General features: G+C 59.0%; 13 protein-coding genes and 2 pseudogenes. 4 read left to right on the forward strand and 11 right to left on the reverse strand.

Features of this window, described 5'->3' with window-relative positions; genetic code table 11:
- Positions 1-12: 12 nt before the first annotated feature.
- Positions 13-267 carry a hypothetical protein gene (locus BLV09_RS11270; protein ID WP_146687337.1) on the forward strand — a complete coding sequence of 85 codons (255 nt, stop codon included), beginning with the start codon at positions 13-15 and terminating at the stop codon, positions 265-267.
- 93 nt (positions 268-360) lie between these two features.
- Here BLV09_RS11270 and hemN read toward each other — a convergent pair whose 3' ends face one another.
- From hemN to BLV09_RS11325, 11 genes and pseudogenes are all read right to left on the reverse strand, one after another.
- The gene (hemN, locus tag BLV09_RS11275) at positions 361-1,713 is read right to left on the reverse strand and encodes an oxygen-independent coproporphyrinogen III oxidase (RefSeq protein ID WP_146687338.1); all 1,353 of its coding nucleotides are present in this window, start codon (positions 1,711-1,713) and stop codon (positions 361-363) included.
- Between the two features lie 63 nt (positions 1,714-1,776).
- Complete coding sequence (locus BLV09_RS38750) at positions 1,777-2,106, reverse strand: hypothetical protein (RefSeq protein ID WP_433994415.1); 330 nt, start codon at positions 2,104-2,106, stop codon at positions 1,777-1,779.
- Positions 2,107-2,292: 186 nt separating this feature from the next.
- Positions 2,293-2,979, reverse strand: a complete 687-nt coding sequence (locus BLV09_RS11285; RefSeq protein ID WP_146687340.1) for a haloacid dehalogenase type II — start codon at positions 2,977-2,979, stop codon at positions 2,293-2,295.
- Between the two features lie 29 nt (positions 2,980-3,008).
- On the reverse strand, positions 3,009-3,779 hold the full coding sequence (locus tag BLV09_RS11290) for an SDR family oxidoreductase (RefSeq protein WP_146687341.1): 771 nt from the start codon (positions 3,777-3,779) through the stop codon (positions 3,009-3,011).
- Between the two features lie 86 nt (positions 3,780-3,865).
- The gene (locus BLV09_RS11295; protein WP_146687342.1) at positions 3,866-4,726 is read right to left on the reverse strand and encodes an alpha/beta fold hydrolase; all 861 of its coding nucleotides are present in this window, start codon (positions 4,724-4,726) and stop codon (positions 3,866-3,868) included.
- 244 nt (positions 4,727-4,970) lie between these two features.
- Positions 4,971-5,975: a helix-turn-helix domain-containing protein gene (locus BLV09_RS11300; protein ID WP_244549045.1), complete on the reverse strand. Its 1,005-nt coding sequence runs from the start codon at positions 5,973-5,975 to the stop codon at positions 4,971-4,973.
- Between the two features lie 223 nt (positions 5,976-6,198).
- Entirely contained in the window at positions 6,199-6,813 is a 615-nt protein-coding gene (locus BLV09_RS11305) for a response regulator transcription factor (RefSeq protein WP_167558700.1), read from the reverse strand.
- Between the two features lie 2 nt (positions 6,814-6,815).
- Complete coding sequence (locus BLV09_RS11310) at positions 6,816-8,462, reverse strand: ATP-binding protein (RefSeq protein ID WP_146687344.1); 1,647 nt, start codon at positions 8,460-8,462, stop codon at positions 6,816-6,818.
- A gap of 692 nt (positions 8,463-9,154) precedes the next feature.
- Positions 9,155-9,229, reverse strand: a pseudogene (locus BLV09_RS38590) (CGNR zinc finger domain-containing protein); the annotation flags it as partial.
- A 328-nt stretch (positions 9,230-9,557) separates the two neighbouring features.
- Positions 9,558-9,920 (reverse strand): annotated as a pseudogene (locus BLV09_RS38595) (RNA polymerase subunit sigma-24); the annotation flags it as partial.
- A complete protein-coding gene (locus BLV09_RS11325; RefSeq protein ID WP_244549047.1) occupies positions 9,917-10,375 on the reverse strand; it encodes a response regulator transcription factor in 459 nt (152 codons plus the stop codon). The pseudogene BLV09_RS38595 and the gene BLV09_RS11325, both read right to left, overlap by 4 nt.
- Positions 10,376-10,728: 353 nt before the next feature.
- Here BLV09_RS11325 and BLV09_RS11330 point away from each other — a divergent pair, with 353 nt between their 5' ends.
- From BLV09_RS11330 to BLV09_RS11340, 3 genes are all read left to right on the forward strand, one after another.
- Positions 10,729-11,256 carry a YkgB family protein gene (locus BLV09_RS11330; protein WP_146687345.1) on the forward strand — a complete coding sequence of 176 codons (528 nt, stop codon included), beginning with the start codon at positions 10,729-10,731 and terminating at the stop codon, positions 11,254-11,256.
- 146 nt (positions 11,257-11,402) lie between these two features.
- Positions 11,403-11,516 carry a CGNR zinc finger domain-containing protein gene (locus BLV09_RS38755; RefSeq protein WP_167558701.1) on the forward strand — a complete coding sequence of 38 codons (114 nt, stop codon included), beginning with the start codon at positions 11,403-11,405 and terminating at the stop codon, positions 11,514-11,516.
- A gap of 443 nt (positions 11,517-11,959) precedes the next feature.
- Positions 11,960-17,479, forward strand: coding sequence for an AAA family ATPase (locus BLV09_RS11340; RefSeq protein WP_146687346.1), 5,520 nt, complete (start codon positions 11,960-11,962; stop codon positions 17,477-17,479).
- Positions 17,480-17,797: the final 318 nt, after the last annotated feature.

The raw sequence follows: 17,797 nt of genomic DNA on the forward strand, positions 1-17,797 counted from the left end.
AAGCGAGCATCGATGACTGAAATCACTCATTTCGTGGCGTTGCCGTTTGATCTTATCGACGGCAGCCTTGTTGCCGGCAATCCCGTCGATTGTGCGGATCCCGCCGTCGCGATCCAGACGGCTCAGGGGCAGTGGAAAGTCTTTGGTCACGTCGGCGCTGTTGCGTACAGCCGCACCAGCGATTTCGGAGCGGGAAAATACAACCAAAAGCACGTGCTGCGCCGGTTTGGACAGGTGCCGGACGAGTACCTCCGAGCAGATCGATGACGAATGAGTTACGGATGGCCGCGCTCGTATTTGACCTTTCCACAACGGCCGCGCTCGCCGAAAACTGGTTGTGCGCCAGGACATGACATGCTCTTAGACCGCTCGGCTGTGGAGCTGTTTCGATCCATCGAGATGCGCGTCAAAGGCGGCAGCGACGCTGCGAACGAGAAAGCGCGAGTCATCGGCCAAAGCCAGCGTAGCGCCGTCAAGCTTGACGATGCCATCTGAAATCAAGTTATGGAGACGGGGCGACGATTCCAGGATCGCTTCGGCAGCCGATCCATGCCGCGAACAGATTTGATCGAGATCGACGCCGAAGTCGCACATGATGCGCTCGATAATTTCGGCCCGTAGGCGATCATCATCAGTCAACGCATAACCTTTGACCGTTGCCAATCTCCCGCTGGTGATGGATCCCAAATAGGCGCGCGTGTGCACTTCGTTCTGAACGTACCCCCGCGACAAGCGTCCGATGGCGCTGGCGCCGAATCCGAGCAGAATATTGCTGGCGTCCGTCGTGTAGCCCTGGAAGTTTCTGCGAAGCTTTCCATCCCGGAAGGCGCCGGCCATTTTGTCTCCGGAAAGCGCGAAATGATCCAGCCCGATCTGGAGATATCCGGCTTTCTTCAACGCGTCTGCGATCGCTTCGAACTGCTGATCCCTTTGAAGGCTGTCGGGAAGCGACGCATCGTCGATCTTGCGCTGGTGCTTCTTGAATGTCGGTACGTGCGCATAGCCGAACACGGAAAGGCGATCGGGACGAAGCTCGACGCATCGATGGAGGGTGTCGAGGCAGGACGCGATGGTCTGGTGAGGCAATCCATAGATCAGATCGAAATTGACGCCAGTGATGCCAGCCCGCCGAAGGTTTGTCGTGGCGACCGCGGTCTCGTCGAAACCTTGCACCCGATGGATGGCGTGCTGGACCAGGGGATCGAAGCTTTGCACGCCGAGGCTTGCGCGATTAACCCCGCCATTTGCCAGCGCATCGATCATCGCTACGGTCAGTGTCCGCGGGTCGATCTCGACGGCGATTTCGGCCGAAGGCGCAATAAAGAAGGAGCGCCTGATCGACGCGATCAGGTCCGCAAAGTGCTCGGGCGCCATGATCGTCGGCGTTCCACCGCCAAAGTGGATGTGGTCGACCTGGACGCGGTGACCGATCTGGCCCGATACCAGATCGATTTCGCGGCACAAAGAGGAAGCGTAGGCGGCAATGGGTTCGTCACGGCGAGCGACCGACGTGTGGCAGCCGCAATACCAGCACATCGACCGGCAGAACGGAACGTGCAGATACAGTGAAGCGCTGGCGCTCCGCGGGATGGCCTTCAGCCATTCTGCGTAGGTGTCGGGACCTATTGCGGCCGAGAAATGCGGAGCGGTCGGATAGCTGGTATATCTCGGCAATCGTTCGTGTCCATAGCGAGCCGCAAGATCTTGTCGCATCGTCGGACCCGTCCGAAGTAATCGACCGCTGTCAGGCGGCCTCGTTGGCCTCAAGTTCCGGATTCAATAGCCTGCCGCATGGAGGGCCGCCTTGCGCTCGCGCAAAGAGTGGTGAGCGCTTGAAGCTGAAGGCAGGAACGCCAAGCCCGTGGATTCCAGCAGTGGCGCCAATCTGCCAGAGCCGTCCGGCCCGGTCCGCTCCGCCCAGCAAGATGCACCCCGCTGGTGTAAGCGGACGGGGATGAATTCCGTTCGCCCCGGTTTGCGGCACATGTCGAACCCCGCGCGTGCACAAACGGTCGCGGGAGCAGCTGTTCCCGTCATCCGGGCCAGCAGAGGCCGCACGAATGCGATGGCACCGGCCAACGCCGCCAGGGGGTTGCCCGGTTTCATCGCAACCTTGAGCACGGCCAGATCGCCGCCGAATCGAACAGCGCATCGCGGACGTGATCCTCGTCGCCCACCGCCTTTCGGCGACGTCAAAGACCAGCACCCATAAGACTGCTCCTTTCGAGGGTGGTGTCCAGTCGCGCCCGCCGCGTCTAGCCAGGCCCCCTCCAGCCGGCTGTGTCCAGCTGATCAGGCCCGCCGCTTGTGACGAGCGATCAGCTGATCAGCCACGTCGTTCAGGTCGCCGCCGACGATCTGCGGCTGAGGACCGACTCCCAAAATATCATTGCCGACGCGCTTGATCAGGGCAGCTTCCCAACCGGCCGCCACTGCGCCGAGCGTGTCCCATGTATGGCAAGCGATCAGACAAAGCTGCGAGGGGCCGACCCCGAGCTCCCTCTCGACATAGGCGTAGGCTTGGCGCGACGGCTTGTGGTGTTTCACGCCATCCGCGCTGAAGCGTCTTTCGAACAAGTCGACGATGCCGCCGTGCTCGAGCTGACGGGTTTGAACCTCAAGCAAATTGTCCGTGAGGGTGAAGAGCCGAAAACCCGCATCGCGCAGCTTGCGAAGCGCAGCTGAAACCTCGCGGCACGGCGGCATCGTCGAGAATTTTTCCTTGAGTTCCTGCTTGTCCGCGTCATTGATTTTAATGCCCTGTGTATCCGCCAGCATCTTCATCACGGCGGCGCCGATATCCGTGAACGGCACGTAGCAGCCAGCGACCGTCAAGGCTGCCGAATACAAGATGAGATTAGCAAACCAGAGACGCATGTCCTGCTTGTCGCCGAAGATGCGCTCAAACGTCGGCTCCATCGTTTGGAGATCGAGCAGCGTCTCATTGACATCAAAGACAATCAGAGGAAGCGCGGACATGTCTGACTCCGTTTTTTGTCCTGGTCCAATTAGATCGACTTAACCTCACCGCCATCGATGCGAAGTTGGGTACCGGTTATCCACCGTGCGGCAGGAGAAACCAGAAAAGCCATCAGCTCGGCGATATCTTGCGGCTCCCCATAGCGACCGATGCCAGCCTGCGTCAGGAGCGTCTGCTTTGCCTCGTCGATGCCGACCTTATGCGCCGCGGCCCATTTTTCGATCATGGACAGGCGCCGACCGGTCATGACCGGCCCCGGAGACACACTGTTGACCTGGATGCCATCCTTAAGACCACGATCGGCAAACGCCTTGGCCAGGGCGACGATCGCAGCATTAATCACTCCGACCGCTGCTGCCGACGCTGTTGGAATCTCCGCGGCATTTCCGGCGATAAGAACGACGGCGCCGTTCGTCGCCTTCAAGGCCTCCCACGCGCGAAGCGTCAGCCGACGCGCCCCATGAAGCTTGAGATCCATGCCGGCGTTCCATTGTTCGTCCGTCATTTGGAGTAAGTCGACCCCAGGCACGGCGCCAGCGATGTTCAACAGCGCGTCGATCCGACCGAACTTTTCCAACGTTCGACCAACGACGGTTTCGGCCGCCGCCGGGACCATGAGATCCAGATCAATTGGAAGTGGCTCGGCGCCCTGCGCCCTCACCTGTTCAGCAACCTTTCCAAGCTCGATCCCACCCCGCGCGGCGAGAACGACAGCCGAGAAGTCGCGAGAAAGCCTGATCGCCGTTGCTCTACCGATGCCGGAGCTCGCACCAGTAACGATCGCTACCGATTTTGACATTCCAATTTCTCTTGCGGTTTCGGACTTTGTGGTCAGGGTGCGGGCGGACCTGCGCTGACCGGCGGCGCATGCCTTGCCATCGCTTCTCACTTGGCGCGCGGAAGAAAATCGCGAATGGCGAGAGCGATCTCTTGACAATGGGTCTCGAGCGCAAAGTGGCCCGTGTCGAAGAAGCGCACTTCCGCTCCTGGAATGTCGCGCTTGAACGCTTTCGCACCCGCCGGCAGGAAGAAGGGATCGTTCTTGCCCCAGACCGCCAAAACCGGGGGCTTGTGTTCGCGAAAGTAAGCCTGGAATTCCGGATACATGGCGAAATTGCTCTTGTAGTCGCCAAAGAGATCGAGCTGCACGTCATCGGCACCGGGGCGCGCTAGATAGTAGTTGTCGAGCGAATATCCGTCCGGAGAAACCAAGGACGTATCGGCGACGCCGTGGGTGTACTGCCATATCGTCGTTTCCGGTGACAGAAAGGCTCGGAGGGCCGCGCGGTTCGCCTCCGACGGGTTTTGCCAATAAGCGCGGATGGGGTTCCAGCCGTCACTCAGTCCCTCCTCGTAGGCGTTTCCATTCTGGGAGATGATCGCAGTAATGCGCTCGGGACGACGAACAGCCATTCGAAAGCCGGTCGGCGCACCATAGTCGAAGGCGTAGATCGCGAAGCGAACGAGGCCGATGACTTCAGTGAACCGCTCGATGACGCCGGCTAGTGCGGCGAAAGTGTAGGAAAACTTGTCGCGAGACGGCATGTCGGACTGGCCGAACCCGGGCAGGTCCGGTGCTACGACGCGGAAACGGTCGGAGAGAGCCGGTATCAGCTCGCGAAACATATGACCCGCGGAAGGAAATCCGTGAAGCAACAGCAACGCCGGTGCATCAGCTCGGCCGGCCTGCCTGTAGAACACGTTGAATCCATCGACGTTGGCCTTGCGGTATTGGATCTTCGTCATAAGGGATCCCCTGGAGGTTACAGCACCCGGTCACTCGTCATGCGCCTCAAGCGGTTAGAGGGTGGGTGGACGCATCGAGCTTGGTCACACGTAGCTATTTCGCGGATTGCTCTGGTTTGGTGACAAACGCACAAAGATGTTACTCGCCGCTGCTTCCCAGGTTGGCTGCGGTCGCCGGTGTCGGCGTGGTGATCACGTCAGCGTTCCGACATACGATCGATAATCCCTGAGCCATGGTGTCGGCTCACTTGAACTCTCTGCGATAGGCCGTGGGTGTCCAGCCGGTTGTCTTTCGAAAGGCATTGCTGAACGAGCTGGTTTGGGCATAACCCAAACTGAACGCGATATCCGTAACCGACGTCGTTTGATCCGCCAGAAGCAACTTGGCAACCTCCATGCGCCGCTGCACTTGATATTGATGCGCGGGAATTCCGAACGATTGCTTGAACGCCCGGCAAAAGTGATGCAGGCTCAGCCGAGCAAGTTCTGCAAGTTTCAGCAGGCAAACTTGTTCTCCCAGATGCGCTTCAATGTAGTCGCCGACCGCGCGCGCTTGCCAACTGGCGAGCCCTCCACGCCTCACTGTCCGGTCGCGAGCCGCCTCCTGGTCGACGCGAGTTAGCTCATGGGCAAGTACTTCAGAGAGCGCCTCCAGGTAGGGCATGCATTTGGCTTGGCTGCTTTCAATCGTGTTCTTCAATTTCGATGCCGTCTCCCAGACAAGGGAATCCTCAAAAAAAACTCTAGGCTGAAAGCCGGCTTCACCATCGTCCGATCGCCGGAAGGCAGCAGGGTCCAAATAGAGAAACGTTACGCGAGTGGACGAGCTGGTCTCGTGCGATTCCCGATAGGCGCATCCCGCGGGCACGAAAGTGAGCTTATGGACAAAGCTTCGAAGCCTTGAATGTAGACCGTCGATTGACGTCTCGCCGTTCGTCCGCACGCCCTCATTGTATAATGCGAGCAAATGCGTGGGTCCCTGAAAGCGAAACTCAATTTTGCTGCCGATCGGAACGTGGACGTTTTCCGAAAACCACCAGTGCCAGCCCGTACCGAGACGCTTCACTGGTTCGACGGGGGTTATCTTGACGGTCGGATGGACGACGGTACTGCCGGCTGACGGCAGTGAATTCGAGTCATCGCCAGCGCCGTTCGGCAGCATACCGATAGCAACGTGATTGACCCGATCTCGAAGCACCGCCACCACTCCGCTTTCGCTGACGTCAGAAGCGCAGGTTGTCATCGCCATCATCCTATGCTTGTTCAGCTTCGATAATCGCGAGCAATCCCGGTGAAGCTGTCGAGACCTTTTGCGGATCGAAACAATCCGGTACCGAATGGCAGCGCCACCATGCTTTCGACTGCACGCGCCCACAATCTCTCGGTTGTGATACCCCGTCCCATACCTTGGTATGGGCAAGCTCCGGAATTACTTTGCTCTAAAATGTCCCAGGCCGCGGTGGGCTGGCGCCTCAGGTTTCGATATCGAGTGCCTCGGCCATTCGAGCGAGCACCGCCACGGATTTGGCTTCCAACTTTCGCATGACACTGCCGCGATGCATCTTGACGGTGACTTCGCTTATTGAAAGCTCCTGGGCGACTTGCTTGTTCATGAGCCCCGATGCGACGAGCGCCATCACCTGCCGTTCACGCGCGGTCAGAAGCGCATACTTCTCCCGCAACTGAGCAATGTGTGCGATATCCTGGCGTCGTTCCTGGTCCTTGCCGATCGCAGCGGCAACGGCATCAAGCAGATCCTGATCCCGTATCGGCTTGGTGAGAAAATCGACCGCGCCGAGCTTCATGGCCCTCACAGTCATCGGAATGTCACCAAAGCCGGTCATCAAAATCACCGGCAACCCGACATTGATGCTCGCGAGATACGCCTGCAGCTCCAAGCCGCTGGTGCCCGGCAACCTCACGTCGAGTACCAGGCACGCAGGCCCATCGGGCAATTCGACTTTGAGGAAATCCGAGGCAGAAGCATGGAGAGATACTTGATAGTCCATGGACTGAAGCAGGTCCCCGAGCGCCTCGCGAACCGATCTGTCGTCGTCGACGATATGAACAAAGGCTGCGGACGACATTCTCAATTTCTTCCCGAAATTTGAATCGATTGGCAGAGCGGGAGGACGAAGGCGAACGTCGCGCCATGCGTCGTGTTTTCTTCCACCCATAGACGCCCTCCATGGACCGTTACGATCTTACGGCAGATCGAGAGACCGAGGCCGAGACCGCTTTCCTTCGTGGTGTAAAGCGCATCGAAGAGGCGCTCTCGATTCGCGGGATTGATGCCTACGCCCGTGTCCGTGATCGTTACGGAGACATGACCGTCTGCGGCCTTTGACGAGGCGGTCAAAATACGGCTCCTTCCCTCTACGTCAGCCATAGCTTCGATTGCATTGCGCACGAGGTTAAGGACGACCTGTTGAATCTGAACCAGATCCGCTGCGATATTCGGCAATGTTCTGTCGAAGTCGATGCGAAGTATGACGCCGGCGCGTTCGAGTTCCCTTTTTGACAACAGAAGAACCTTTTCGACAGCGTCGTTGATATCAATTTTGGTAAAATTTAGCTGCGCGTTTCGCACCAATGATTTGAGGCCAGTGATCACGTCGCTCGCCCTGTGCCCCTGTTCGATAACGCGCACCGCGGACTTGCGGGCTTCACTGGGCTCGACATGATCACGCGCAAGCCACCGGAGGCAAGCTTCAGCGCTCATGATGATTCCAGTCAACGGCTGATTGATTTCGTGAATAATGGAGCCCGCCAGCTCGCCGAGAGACGCCAGCCGTACGGCTCGCGCAAGTTCATTCCGCGCGTCCGTCAGCGCTTGCTCCGCGGCCTTCCGCTCCGTGATATCGGTGATGATTCCTTCCAATTCGACATCGCCGCTTGGGCCAAGGTCGAACTGCCCTACCGCGGCGACAGACAATATCGTGCCGTCCCTATGGACGACTCTGTACTCTTGGCTGAACGGGGACTTGGTGCTGACCGCCTCTGCGATCGCTTGCTCCAAAGCAGGAAAGTCATCAGGGTGAACGCAACTTTTGAACACCTCGAAAGGCACCGGATTTATCTCGAGATCAATATCGAATATGCGGTAACATTCGCGCGATGCCCGGGAGAGCAGAGTCCGCGTATTCCAGCGATAGCTGCCCATGCGGCCGATCTCTTGCCCCTTGACCATCCACATATTGGTCTCACGCAGCGCCTCGAAAAGACTTACGGATTCAAAGGAGACAGCCGCCTGCGAAGCAAGCATGGACATCACCCAGACGCACCTTGGCGTGAAAATCTCTTCGCCTCGCTCCGCTTCCAGATAAAGGACGCCGATCGTCCACTCTTGATGAACCAAGGGCAGGCACAACTGGGTTATGTTTCGCGGCGGCGGCTCTGCGGGATCAATGAGCGCAGAGTCTTCCCAGGTAGCATGCCTTATGACGGTCTCTCGACGATTAAGGACCCTTTCGCCGAGATCCGCCGGCAACCGGATTTCGCGAGCCGCAGGGTACGAGGTGAAGAACTTAGCTCTTTCGCGCGGAAAGCTCGCGTCGACCTTGGCCAGCAGTTCGCCCCCTTCGCTAAGCAGAACGCCACCTCGAGCGACCCCACAATAGCTAAGGGCTTCTCTAAGAAGAGCCTTGGCCAAACCCTGGTAGCTAATCTCTTTCGAGATTATCTGCAACGCCTTGGCGATCAGCTCTAACTCATGCGCTTCGTCCTCAAGCTTCATAGCGAGATTTCTCGCACTGCCAACGATCCTCTAAACATTCCGGAGTAATAATCGACGACGTCCACGGTTGGCGCATCTGGCTTGATCGTGTCCGTCGAGCACGCTGCGCTGTGGATCGCGAGAAATTACCTTGAGCGAATATCACCAAACCGAAGCGACCGGCGAAGGATGTTGCTTACAATCATACTACCAGCTTTTCCTCATGCATCTAACCGGTATTACGAAATTCACCAAGTAACGATTCGGAACTGCCGGGGGAACCTCCTTCTGTGATCCCAAGGCCCCTCAGCGAGCGCTGACAGGCCTCCCGCTTGCATGAAGGGCGTGTCAGCGAAGGACCTTGGAGTGGATTGGGCCACGGAGGTCGGGGACCATCGGCTCCATGCCCGCTCCCACGACAACGCCAAAAGAGAAATCGATCACACACCGTTGGCTGCCGGTGGACTTCTTGATCGAATTTTATCCTGCTGGATGTAACCAACCTCATGGCACGCCCGAATATCTGGACGTGCCTGGACTGCCCGATCCCGGCCTGCAGAGGAAGAAGCCGTTTCGTGCATTCAGATGGCAGGATCAGGTCATGAGCCAAACGAAACCTTCATCTCGATGCGTTACCGATTCTCTTCGTCTCGATTTTCGGATCCGCTTGATCCGTCCGGCCACAAAGCTCATTCTCGCCCGGGCAAAGCCCACTATCGATGGGCCGCCTGTTTCGCCCGATTGTCGCAAACCGACATCGAGCACCAGCGGCGGGCGTGTCCCCGCGTTCAAGACACCAAGGCCGCCAATTTCTTCAGACCTCGATGGATGTTGATCTTGACGAGAGACATGGATGTTGATCTTGACGAGAGACGTGGACTGGCCGGTTGCGCCAGATGCGCTTGCGATGCTGAGGCCCCCCAGCTTTACCAGGCGGATTACGCTTTCTTGCGCAGGATTCAACTGGCCAAGCAGATGATCCAGGGTGACCGCGCTTACCGCGGCTCGTCCATAATCCTCGACCGGTATCTCCTCGTCTGGTGATAACGTCGAGTATCGAGACGCATCACGCATGCAATCGATCCACTTATAGCGCGCAATGGCGAAGACCCAGGCACCGAAAGGCTTCGATGGCGCATAAGTGTGGCGTTTGGCGTGGATCGCAAGCAGCGTGTTCTGTCTCGCATCCTCGGCTGCGGGATGAGGAAGCCGACGAGCGTAGTACCGGCAGAGCCATGCATCCAATTCTCGGAGTAGTTGCTCGTAGGCCTGGCCGTCACCAGTTTGCGCCTTCATCATGAGGCGACCCCATCGCTGCGAACATCTGCTCCAACTCACCCCCTGGACCATTGTTCGTACCGTCTGCCGCGGAGGCGCTCCTTCACCGGAGCAACATGGATCCCGAGCAGCTTCGCTCAGCGGGAACGACGGCGCACTTGACGCTGAGCCGGCGATGCCATTGTCCCGAAGGGTTTTCATTGGCGAAGGCTCCTGTCGATGTGATCAAGCAGGGAACTTATTTCGAATGGCTTTCTGAGAAGACACAAAGCGCCTCTTGAGGCCGCTTCTTCGTCCAAATGTTTGTCGGTCAGAGCCGTAATAAGGACCACCGGAGTCACAATGCCCTGTTCGTGGAGCGCGCGGAGCAGGTTAAGTCCGCCCATCCCCGGCATGTGAATGTCGGCAATGATGCAGTGCAGGCCAAATCGGTTTGGGGACACCAGGAATGCCTCCGCCGAGGCGAAAGGCTCGGCGCGATAGCCGATGGAACGCATCAAATCCACCAGGGACGAGCACAACGCTTCGTCGTCGTCGACAACTGCGATAAAGGGGATTGTCACCGGACTTAACCCCTGCGACGTGCGCAAATCACCGAAACGCAATGGGGAAAAGGCCGGCCTCCCGATGAACTTTGGTGCACGATCGATTGCCATTCGAGGCATAGAAAATCGTTATGCAGCCGCGAACGGACATACATGACATCGTCTCCCTGGTGGGCAACTCCACCTGGTGCCGAATGGCAGCGCAACGCGCGGCGAAATCATGCTTTCGAGTGCGCCCACCCACAATCTCTCGATTGTGATACCTAGGCCCATACCTTGGTATAGGTCTCCTGCCGGGATCAGAGGCTGAAATCCTGCTGGTGAGTGTGCCTGAAGAAGATCGATTGGGCTCGGATCAAAATTCCGCAAGTTTGAGATATTCGCGATAACGGGTGCGCAGCGTCTGTCTGGAAGCTCTGTTATTGCTCGGCCGATCATGTCTTACAGCGCATTGGAGCGGCTCAATGGACCAGCTCATAACGAAACTATCAAAGCTCGAGATCGTCAGGGGTGACCTTGACTACCACCTGATTCGCGCAACGATGGTCACGCTTTTCTTCGTCTTCGGCTGCCAGAAATGGTTCGATTATGAAGCACACGCCTTGATCCCGTTCATCAGCCACGGACCACTGATCTTCTGGCTGTACCCTGTATTTGGTATACGCGGCGCCACCTTTTTTCTCGGCACTGCTGAATGGCTGTTTGGATTTCTTATGTTTCTGGGATTTTGGAACAAGAAGCTGGGCATCCTTGGTGCATTGGGTTCGTGCGGGACCTACGTGGCAACGGTAACGATAATTCCGTTCTTTCCGGATGCTTGGGCAGCACCCGCTGGCGGCTTTCCTGCCGCAACGTTGCCATTCCTCTTTTTGATGAAAGATATCGTGCTGCTTGCCGCCTCAGTCTATCTGCTCAAGCAGGATATTCTGCGGGCGAGCAGCACCGAGCGCGTGCCTTTGATGCAGGTCGCCCAAGGAAAAGCAACGCAATAAGGTCTCGTTTGGAAAACGGAACAGGGCAATCGAAGGCATCCAATCAATAGTTGGTCGTCCGGCTTTTGCCGAGTGGATGGCCCTGAGCCCGATCGTCCGATGTTGCTCGGACGCACCGCAGGACCGCGCTGCCGGATATATGCACGGTGGACTACAGCGTTGTTCGTGCCTGCGAAGGTCCCGGTTGCGGAATTTGCTTGCTGGGCAAGATGAGCGAGCGCCCCCGTCGCTGGTGCGGCGTGGCGGTTTGCGGCCGATAAAAATTTTCCGAAAGGGTGTAACCAGTTTGCTGGTTCGGCCGAATACCTCCCGGCCCGGAACAGCGCTGCGCATGGCCGGCGCTGTTCCCCGGTCTCGCAGCAGGGTGACTATTGTCCCTTTGAGCCGGAAGTCGGCCGCGAGCGCAGCTCGACCGAACCAGTTGGCCGATATCGCGCATTCGCAGCGGGAATGACTGCAGGTAGCGATACGCCGCCTCGCAGCGGACAAGAGAGGACCAGATTTGTCTGATTGAAGCGTCGACCGCGCGTGGCTGAAAGTGCGCTTTGCAACGCCGAACACGCGCAGCTATTGCGGCGACGAGCGGAGCGATGACGGCTGGTGTACGACATCCTTCAAATGTAGACTGGCCAACCAGGCCAGAAAAGCGCTTAGCGCTCCTGCCAAGTCGGGCAGCCGCCGGCCAAACTCTGGAGTCCGGCGGATGAATGGGTCTTCTCAAATTTCCACCAACGGAATTGATAGTCTCGAAGTCTGGTGGGAGGACGGCGAACGCGTCTTCTGCCGCGAGCGGCGCCCGGATGCTAACGGCAGGGTCAACGACGTTCTGATCGTGACATGTGCCGCGGAGCATCCGACACCCGCTAGCCTCGATCGACTTGCCCATGAATACGCGTTGAAGGACGAGTTGGACGGGCCCTGGGCCGTGCGGCCGTTGGCGCTGATCCGCGAGCGCGACCGAACCATGTTGGTGCTCGAAGATTCCGCCAGCGAACCCCTCAATCGGCTGCTCGGCACGCCAATGGAATTGGGCCGGTTTCTACATCTGGCCATCGCCATCGCTGCGGCTCTTATACAACTCCACCGGCGCGGTCTCGTCCACAAAGACCTCAAACCGACGAATATCCTGGTGAACGCCGCGCGAGACGCGGTCAGATTCACGGGATTCGGCATCGCATCTCGTCTTTCACGCGAGCGGCAAGCGTTCGAGCCGCCCGAGACCATCGCTGGCACCCTCGCCTATATGGCGCCCGAACAAACCGGACGCATGAATCGCTCGATCGATTCCCGCAGTGACTTGTACGCAATCGGCGTCACGCTTTATGAGATGCTGACGGGCGCACTGCCGTTTACAGCGGCCGGTCCCATGGAATGGGTGCACTGCCACGTCGCAAGACGGGCGATACCGCCCGCCGAACGGGTGAAGGAAGTGCCTGGCGCGGTTTCGGCGATTATCATGAAGCTCCTCGCCAAGACGGCCGAGGAACGCTATCAGACCGCGGCAGGCCTCAAGAGTGACCTCCAGCGCTGCCTTGCGGCATGGGAAGCACAAGGGCGGATCGACTACTTCCGCCTCGGCGAAGACGATAAACCGGACCGGCTCCTGATCCCGGAGAAATTGTACGGAAGAGAGCGCGAGATCGAAAGCCTGCTCGGCTCGTTCGATCGCGTCGGCCTGAGCAGCACGCCGGGGCTGGTCCTGGTCTCCGGTTATTCCGGCATCGGCAAGTCCGCCTTGGTCCAAGAGCTCCATACCGCTCTGGTCTCGAGTGGCGGGCTCTTTGCCTCGGGTAAGTTCGATCAGCACAAGCGCGATATCCCCTACGCGACACTCGCCCAGGCTTTTCAGAGTCTTATCCGGCACCTTCTCGCGAAGAGCGACGCCGAGCTGGCGCCCTGGCGCGACGCCCTCCGCGAAGCGCTGGACTCGCTCGGCCGACTCATCGTTGATCTCGTTCCCGAACTGCAGTTGATCATCGGAGATCAACCGCCGGTCCCGGAGGCTTCGCCTCAGGACGCGCAGCGGCGTTTCCAACTTGTCGTTCGACGCTTTATCGCAGTCTTCGCCCAGCCGGACCATCCGCTGACGCTCTTCCTCGACGACTTGCAGTGGCTGGACACGGCCACGTTGGACCTGCTCGAGGATCTGTTAACCCGGTCTGGTCTGCGACATCTGCTGCTGATCGGCGCCTATCGTCACAATGAGGTCGATGCCTCGCATCCGCTGACGCGAAAGCTCGAGGTCATTCGCCGTGCCGGAGCGCGGGTGCACGAAATCAGCCTGGCGCCCCTCACCCGCGAATGTGTGGAGCAGTTCACGGCGGATACACTTCGCTGCGAGCTAGCGCACGCCGCTCCTCTGGCACAGCTGATGCACGAGAAGACCGACGGAAACCCGTTTTTCCTGATCCAGTTTCTGTACGCGCTGGCCGAACAAGAGTTGCTTACATTCGATCAAGACAAAGCGCAGTGGTGCTGGGATCTCGGTCGTATCCACGCCAAAGGCTACACCGAGAACGTCGCAGATCTTATGATCGCCAAGCTAAATGGTTTGCCCGACGAGGCGCGGAGAGCCCTGCTGAGGCTGGCCTGCCTCGGCAACAGCGCCGAGGTAACGACGCTCTGTCTCGTGCACGGGGTATCGGAGCAACAGGTCCACGCAGATCTGCGGGAAGCGGTTCGTCTCGAATTGATCGAGCGTCTGGATAGTTCCTACAAGTTCGTGCATGATCGCGTGCAGGAAGCCGCCTATGCGCTGCAGCCAGCGGAAGACAAGCCGGCTCTGCACCTTCGCATCGGCATGGCACTGGCAGCGCATGCGAAGCCGGACGAGACGGGCGAGAAGCTCTACGTCATTGCCAACCAGCTGAACCGTGGCGCCGGCGCCGTTACGAGCGAGGCCCAACGGGAACGGATCGTTGCCGTCAATCTCGCTGCTGGCCGGCGTGCGCGGGCCGCGACGGCCTACAATGCTGCCATCGCCTATCTAGAGGTTGCGCGCGAGCTGCTCGGAAACGAAGCACATCCGAGCTGCAGCCCGACGGCGTTCGCGGTCGCTTTGCTGCGTGCCGAATGCGAGCTACTCGTCGGTCAACAGGACGTCGCGGAAGCGCAGTTGCTGGTGCTGTCGCAGAGTTGCAGGAACGTTCAAGCCAAGGCGGAGGTGACCAGGCTTCGGGCGTACCTGTACACGGCGCGCGGGCAGCTCGAACGCAGCATTGATGTCTGTCTCGAGTTTCTGCGCCAGGTCGGGATCGACTGGAGTCCCCACCCGAGCGACCGCCAAGTGGATGAGGAGCGCAATTGCCTGCGGCGTCTGGCCGAGGACCTTTCCGACGATCAGCTTCATGCATTGCCGCCAATGACCGATCCTGGCCATCGAGCAACGATGGCGGTTTTTGCCGACCTTGTTACGCCCGCCCTCCTCACCGATCGCAACTTGTGCGACATTATGTTGCTGGCCGCCGCACGGCTCACGCTGCAGCACGGAATTTGCGAGGCGGCTTGTTATCCAATCGTGTGCATGTTCGGTGTCCTCGCCAGTAATCACGCCGATGCGGAACTCGGATTCCGACTGGTGCAATTTGGCGTTGTCCTTGCCGACCGGCAACCGCAATTGGGAATCAGCGGGCGGGCGCTTTTGATATTTGGCCTCCATGTGACGCCGTGGATTCGACCGATCCGATCCGGACAGCCATTCATGCATCGCAGCCTGGAGGTGTCCTTGGCTGCTGGCGACCTGGCCTTCGCTGCCTACTCACATCGCGGGTTGGTGTCGGTGCGTCTCTTCTGCGGCGACCCGCTCCAGGAAGTCTGCAGGGACGCAGAACGGGGGCTAACGTTCTTCTCACAAAACTCGGGTTTCGATCTGCTTGCGGAATTCTTGACCGTCCAAAGGAGTTCAGCGCTTAGCCTGATGGGACGCGACGAGGAGAATAGCTTCGAAGTGCCCAGCCCAACCGGGCCTTATCCCCACGAAGGCACATGGCCCTTAAGCGCTTTTTTTTACTATACCGCGCACATCCAGATCAACGTACTCGCCGGGCGCCACGATATCGCGCTGGCGGTTGCCGAGCGGGTGGACAAGCTTTACTGGGCCGCACGGGCCTATCATGAGGTAGTTGAGTTCCGGTTTTACACGGGGCTCGCTCAGGCCGCCGCTTACGATGCAGCACCGCCCGAGCGCCGTGCGATGCTCCTCAGCGGCCTCCGTCAGCAGCACCGCAAATTATCGATCTGGTGCGCGCGCATCTCGGAGAACTTTGTCGCCCGACAAGCGCTGATCGCAGCTGAGATCGCTCGTATCGAAGGCCGCGAACTGGAGGCGGAACGGCTGTACGAAGAATCCATCCGACTGGCCCGGGAAGCCGGCTTCGTGCAGATCGAGGCGATTGCCTCAGAACGTGCAGCCAGGTTTTACGAGGCGCGCGGCATTCAAACCGTCGTTGTCTCCTATTTGGCGAATGCACGCGACTGCTACCTGCGGTGGGGTGCCGACGCCAAGGTACGGCAACTCGACGAGATGTACCCGCACCTCCGGAAGAAAGAACCTGTAGTCAGCCCAACGAGTACGATCGGGACGCCGACTGAATACCTCGATCTCGTAACAGTCCTCAAAGTGTCTGAGGCTGTGTCTGGCGAGATCGTGCTTGAGAAGCTCATTGACACGTTATTGCGCACGGCCGTCGAACATGCTGGCGCGGAACGCGGACTGCTGGTTCTGCCGCAAGGCTCTGAGCTGCGGATTCAGGCGAGCGCGACGACCGGCCGCGCCTCCATCACGATCGATCCCCGCGACTCGCCCATCTCCGGCGCTGAACTGCCGGAGTCGCTCGTTCTGTACGCGGCGCGTACGCAGGAAAGCGTCATCCTCGACGATGCCTCGGCGCGCGGCGCGTTTACCAGCGACGAGTACATCCGCCGCAAGCACGCCCGGTCGGTCCTTTGCCTGCCACTCATCAAGCAAGGCAAGTCGGTGGCCTTGCTCTACCTCGAAAACAATCTCGCTCCGCATGTGTTTACGCCCGCGCGGGTCGCGGTTCTCAAGTTTCTTGCCTCCGAGGCCGCGACATCGCTCGATAACGCTCGCCTGTACCGTGCGCTCCAGGAACGGGAATCGAGGATCCATCGCCTGGTTGATGCCAATATCATCGGGATCTGCATCTTCGGCCCGGAGGGCCACATCGTCGACGCCAATCACTCCTTCCTCAAAACCGTGGGATACGACCGAGAGGATCTCAACACGGGCCGTTTGCGTTGGACCAACTTGACGCCACCAGAATGGAGCGACCGCAACGCGCTCGCCCATGCAGAGTTGGCAGCGACTGGAGCTATCCAACCCTTCGAGAAAGAGTACTTCCGCAAAGACGGCAACCGCGCTCCGATTCTGATCGGCGCGGCCGCATTCAATAAGGAACAGGCTGTTGCTTTCGTGCTGGATCTGAGCGAGCGCAAGCGCGCGGAAGCTGAGGCACGCGAGAGTGAGCGACGCTACCGCGAGGCACAGATGGAACTGGCGCACGCCAACCGTGTTGCGGTGATGGGTCAGCTTACGGCATCGATCGCCCATGAAGTCAACCAGCCAACCACCGCGGTCGTTGCCAGTGCGCAAGCAGCGCTGCGCTGGCTGGATCGCCGACCGCCGGAGCTGGAGCAGGTACGTCAGGCGCTGGGCCGTATCGTCCAGAATGGCATGCGGGCAAGCGAAGTGATTGAGCGGATTCACGATCTCATAAAAAAGAAGCCGCCAAGAAAGGATAGCTTGGCGATCAATGCGATCATCGGCGAGGTGATCGAGCTCACCCAGGCTGAAGCAGCAAGAAACAATGTCTCGGTACAGACTGCGTTTACGGATGGACTGCCCGAAGTCGTGGGAGATCGGGTCGAATTGCAGCAAGTCGCCGCCAATCTGATACTTAATGCGATCGAGGCGATGAGCGGAACGACCGAGGGGCCGCGAGAATTGCTGATCCGCACCGCAATGGCTGATTGCGATGGTGTACTTGTCGCGGTGATAGATTCAGGCCCAGGATTGCTGCCGGCAAGTCTTGAGCGCCTCTTCGAACCTTTTTATACAACCAAACCGGATGGGTTAGGGATCGGATTGTCGATATGCCGTTCGATCATCGAGGCGCACGGCGGTCGATTGTGGGTCAACGCAAATCTACCGCGCGGAGCCATTTTCCAGTTCACTGTAGCTGCTAAAGGCAGCGGTTCGAACTAGACGGGCGTCAGCCGAGGGGCAAGCACGGTCTGCATCAAGACAGAACGGTTCAGTCCCGCAGCAAGATAATGGCGCGACATCAGCGCAACTCTGCGTCAATCTCGCAAACTCAGGAAAAGCGCGCAGACGCCACTTCGCTTAGCATGGGGATACCCGGTGGAGTTTATCCCGCCTCCCCCGAGACCGGGTCACCGCGGCCGCCTACGCGCGAAGCACGCTTCAGTGGAATGGGCTAGCCTCACACCCGTCCTCGCAACCAGCGAGCGCGCCCGCATCCTGATACGTTCGTCCTTTGGAAGACCCGTTTTCCTTGATCTC

The organism is Bradyrhizobium canariense, from assembly GCF_900105125.1.
Taxonomy (GTDB): domain Bacteria; phylum Pseudomonadota; class Alphaproteobacteria; order Rhizobiales; family Xanthobacteraceae; genus Bradyrhizobium; species Bradyrhizobium canariense_A.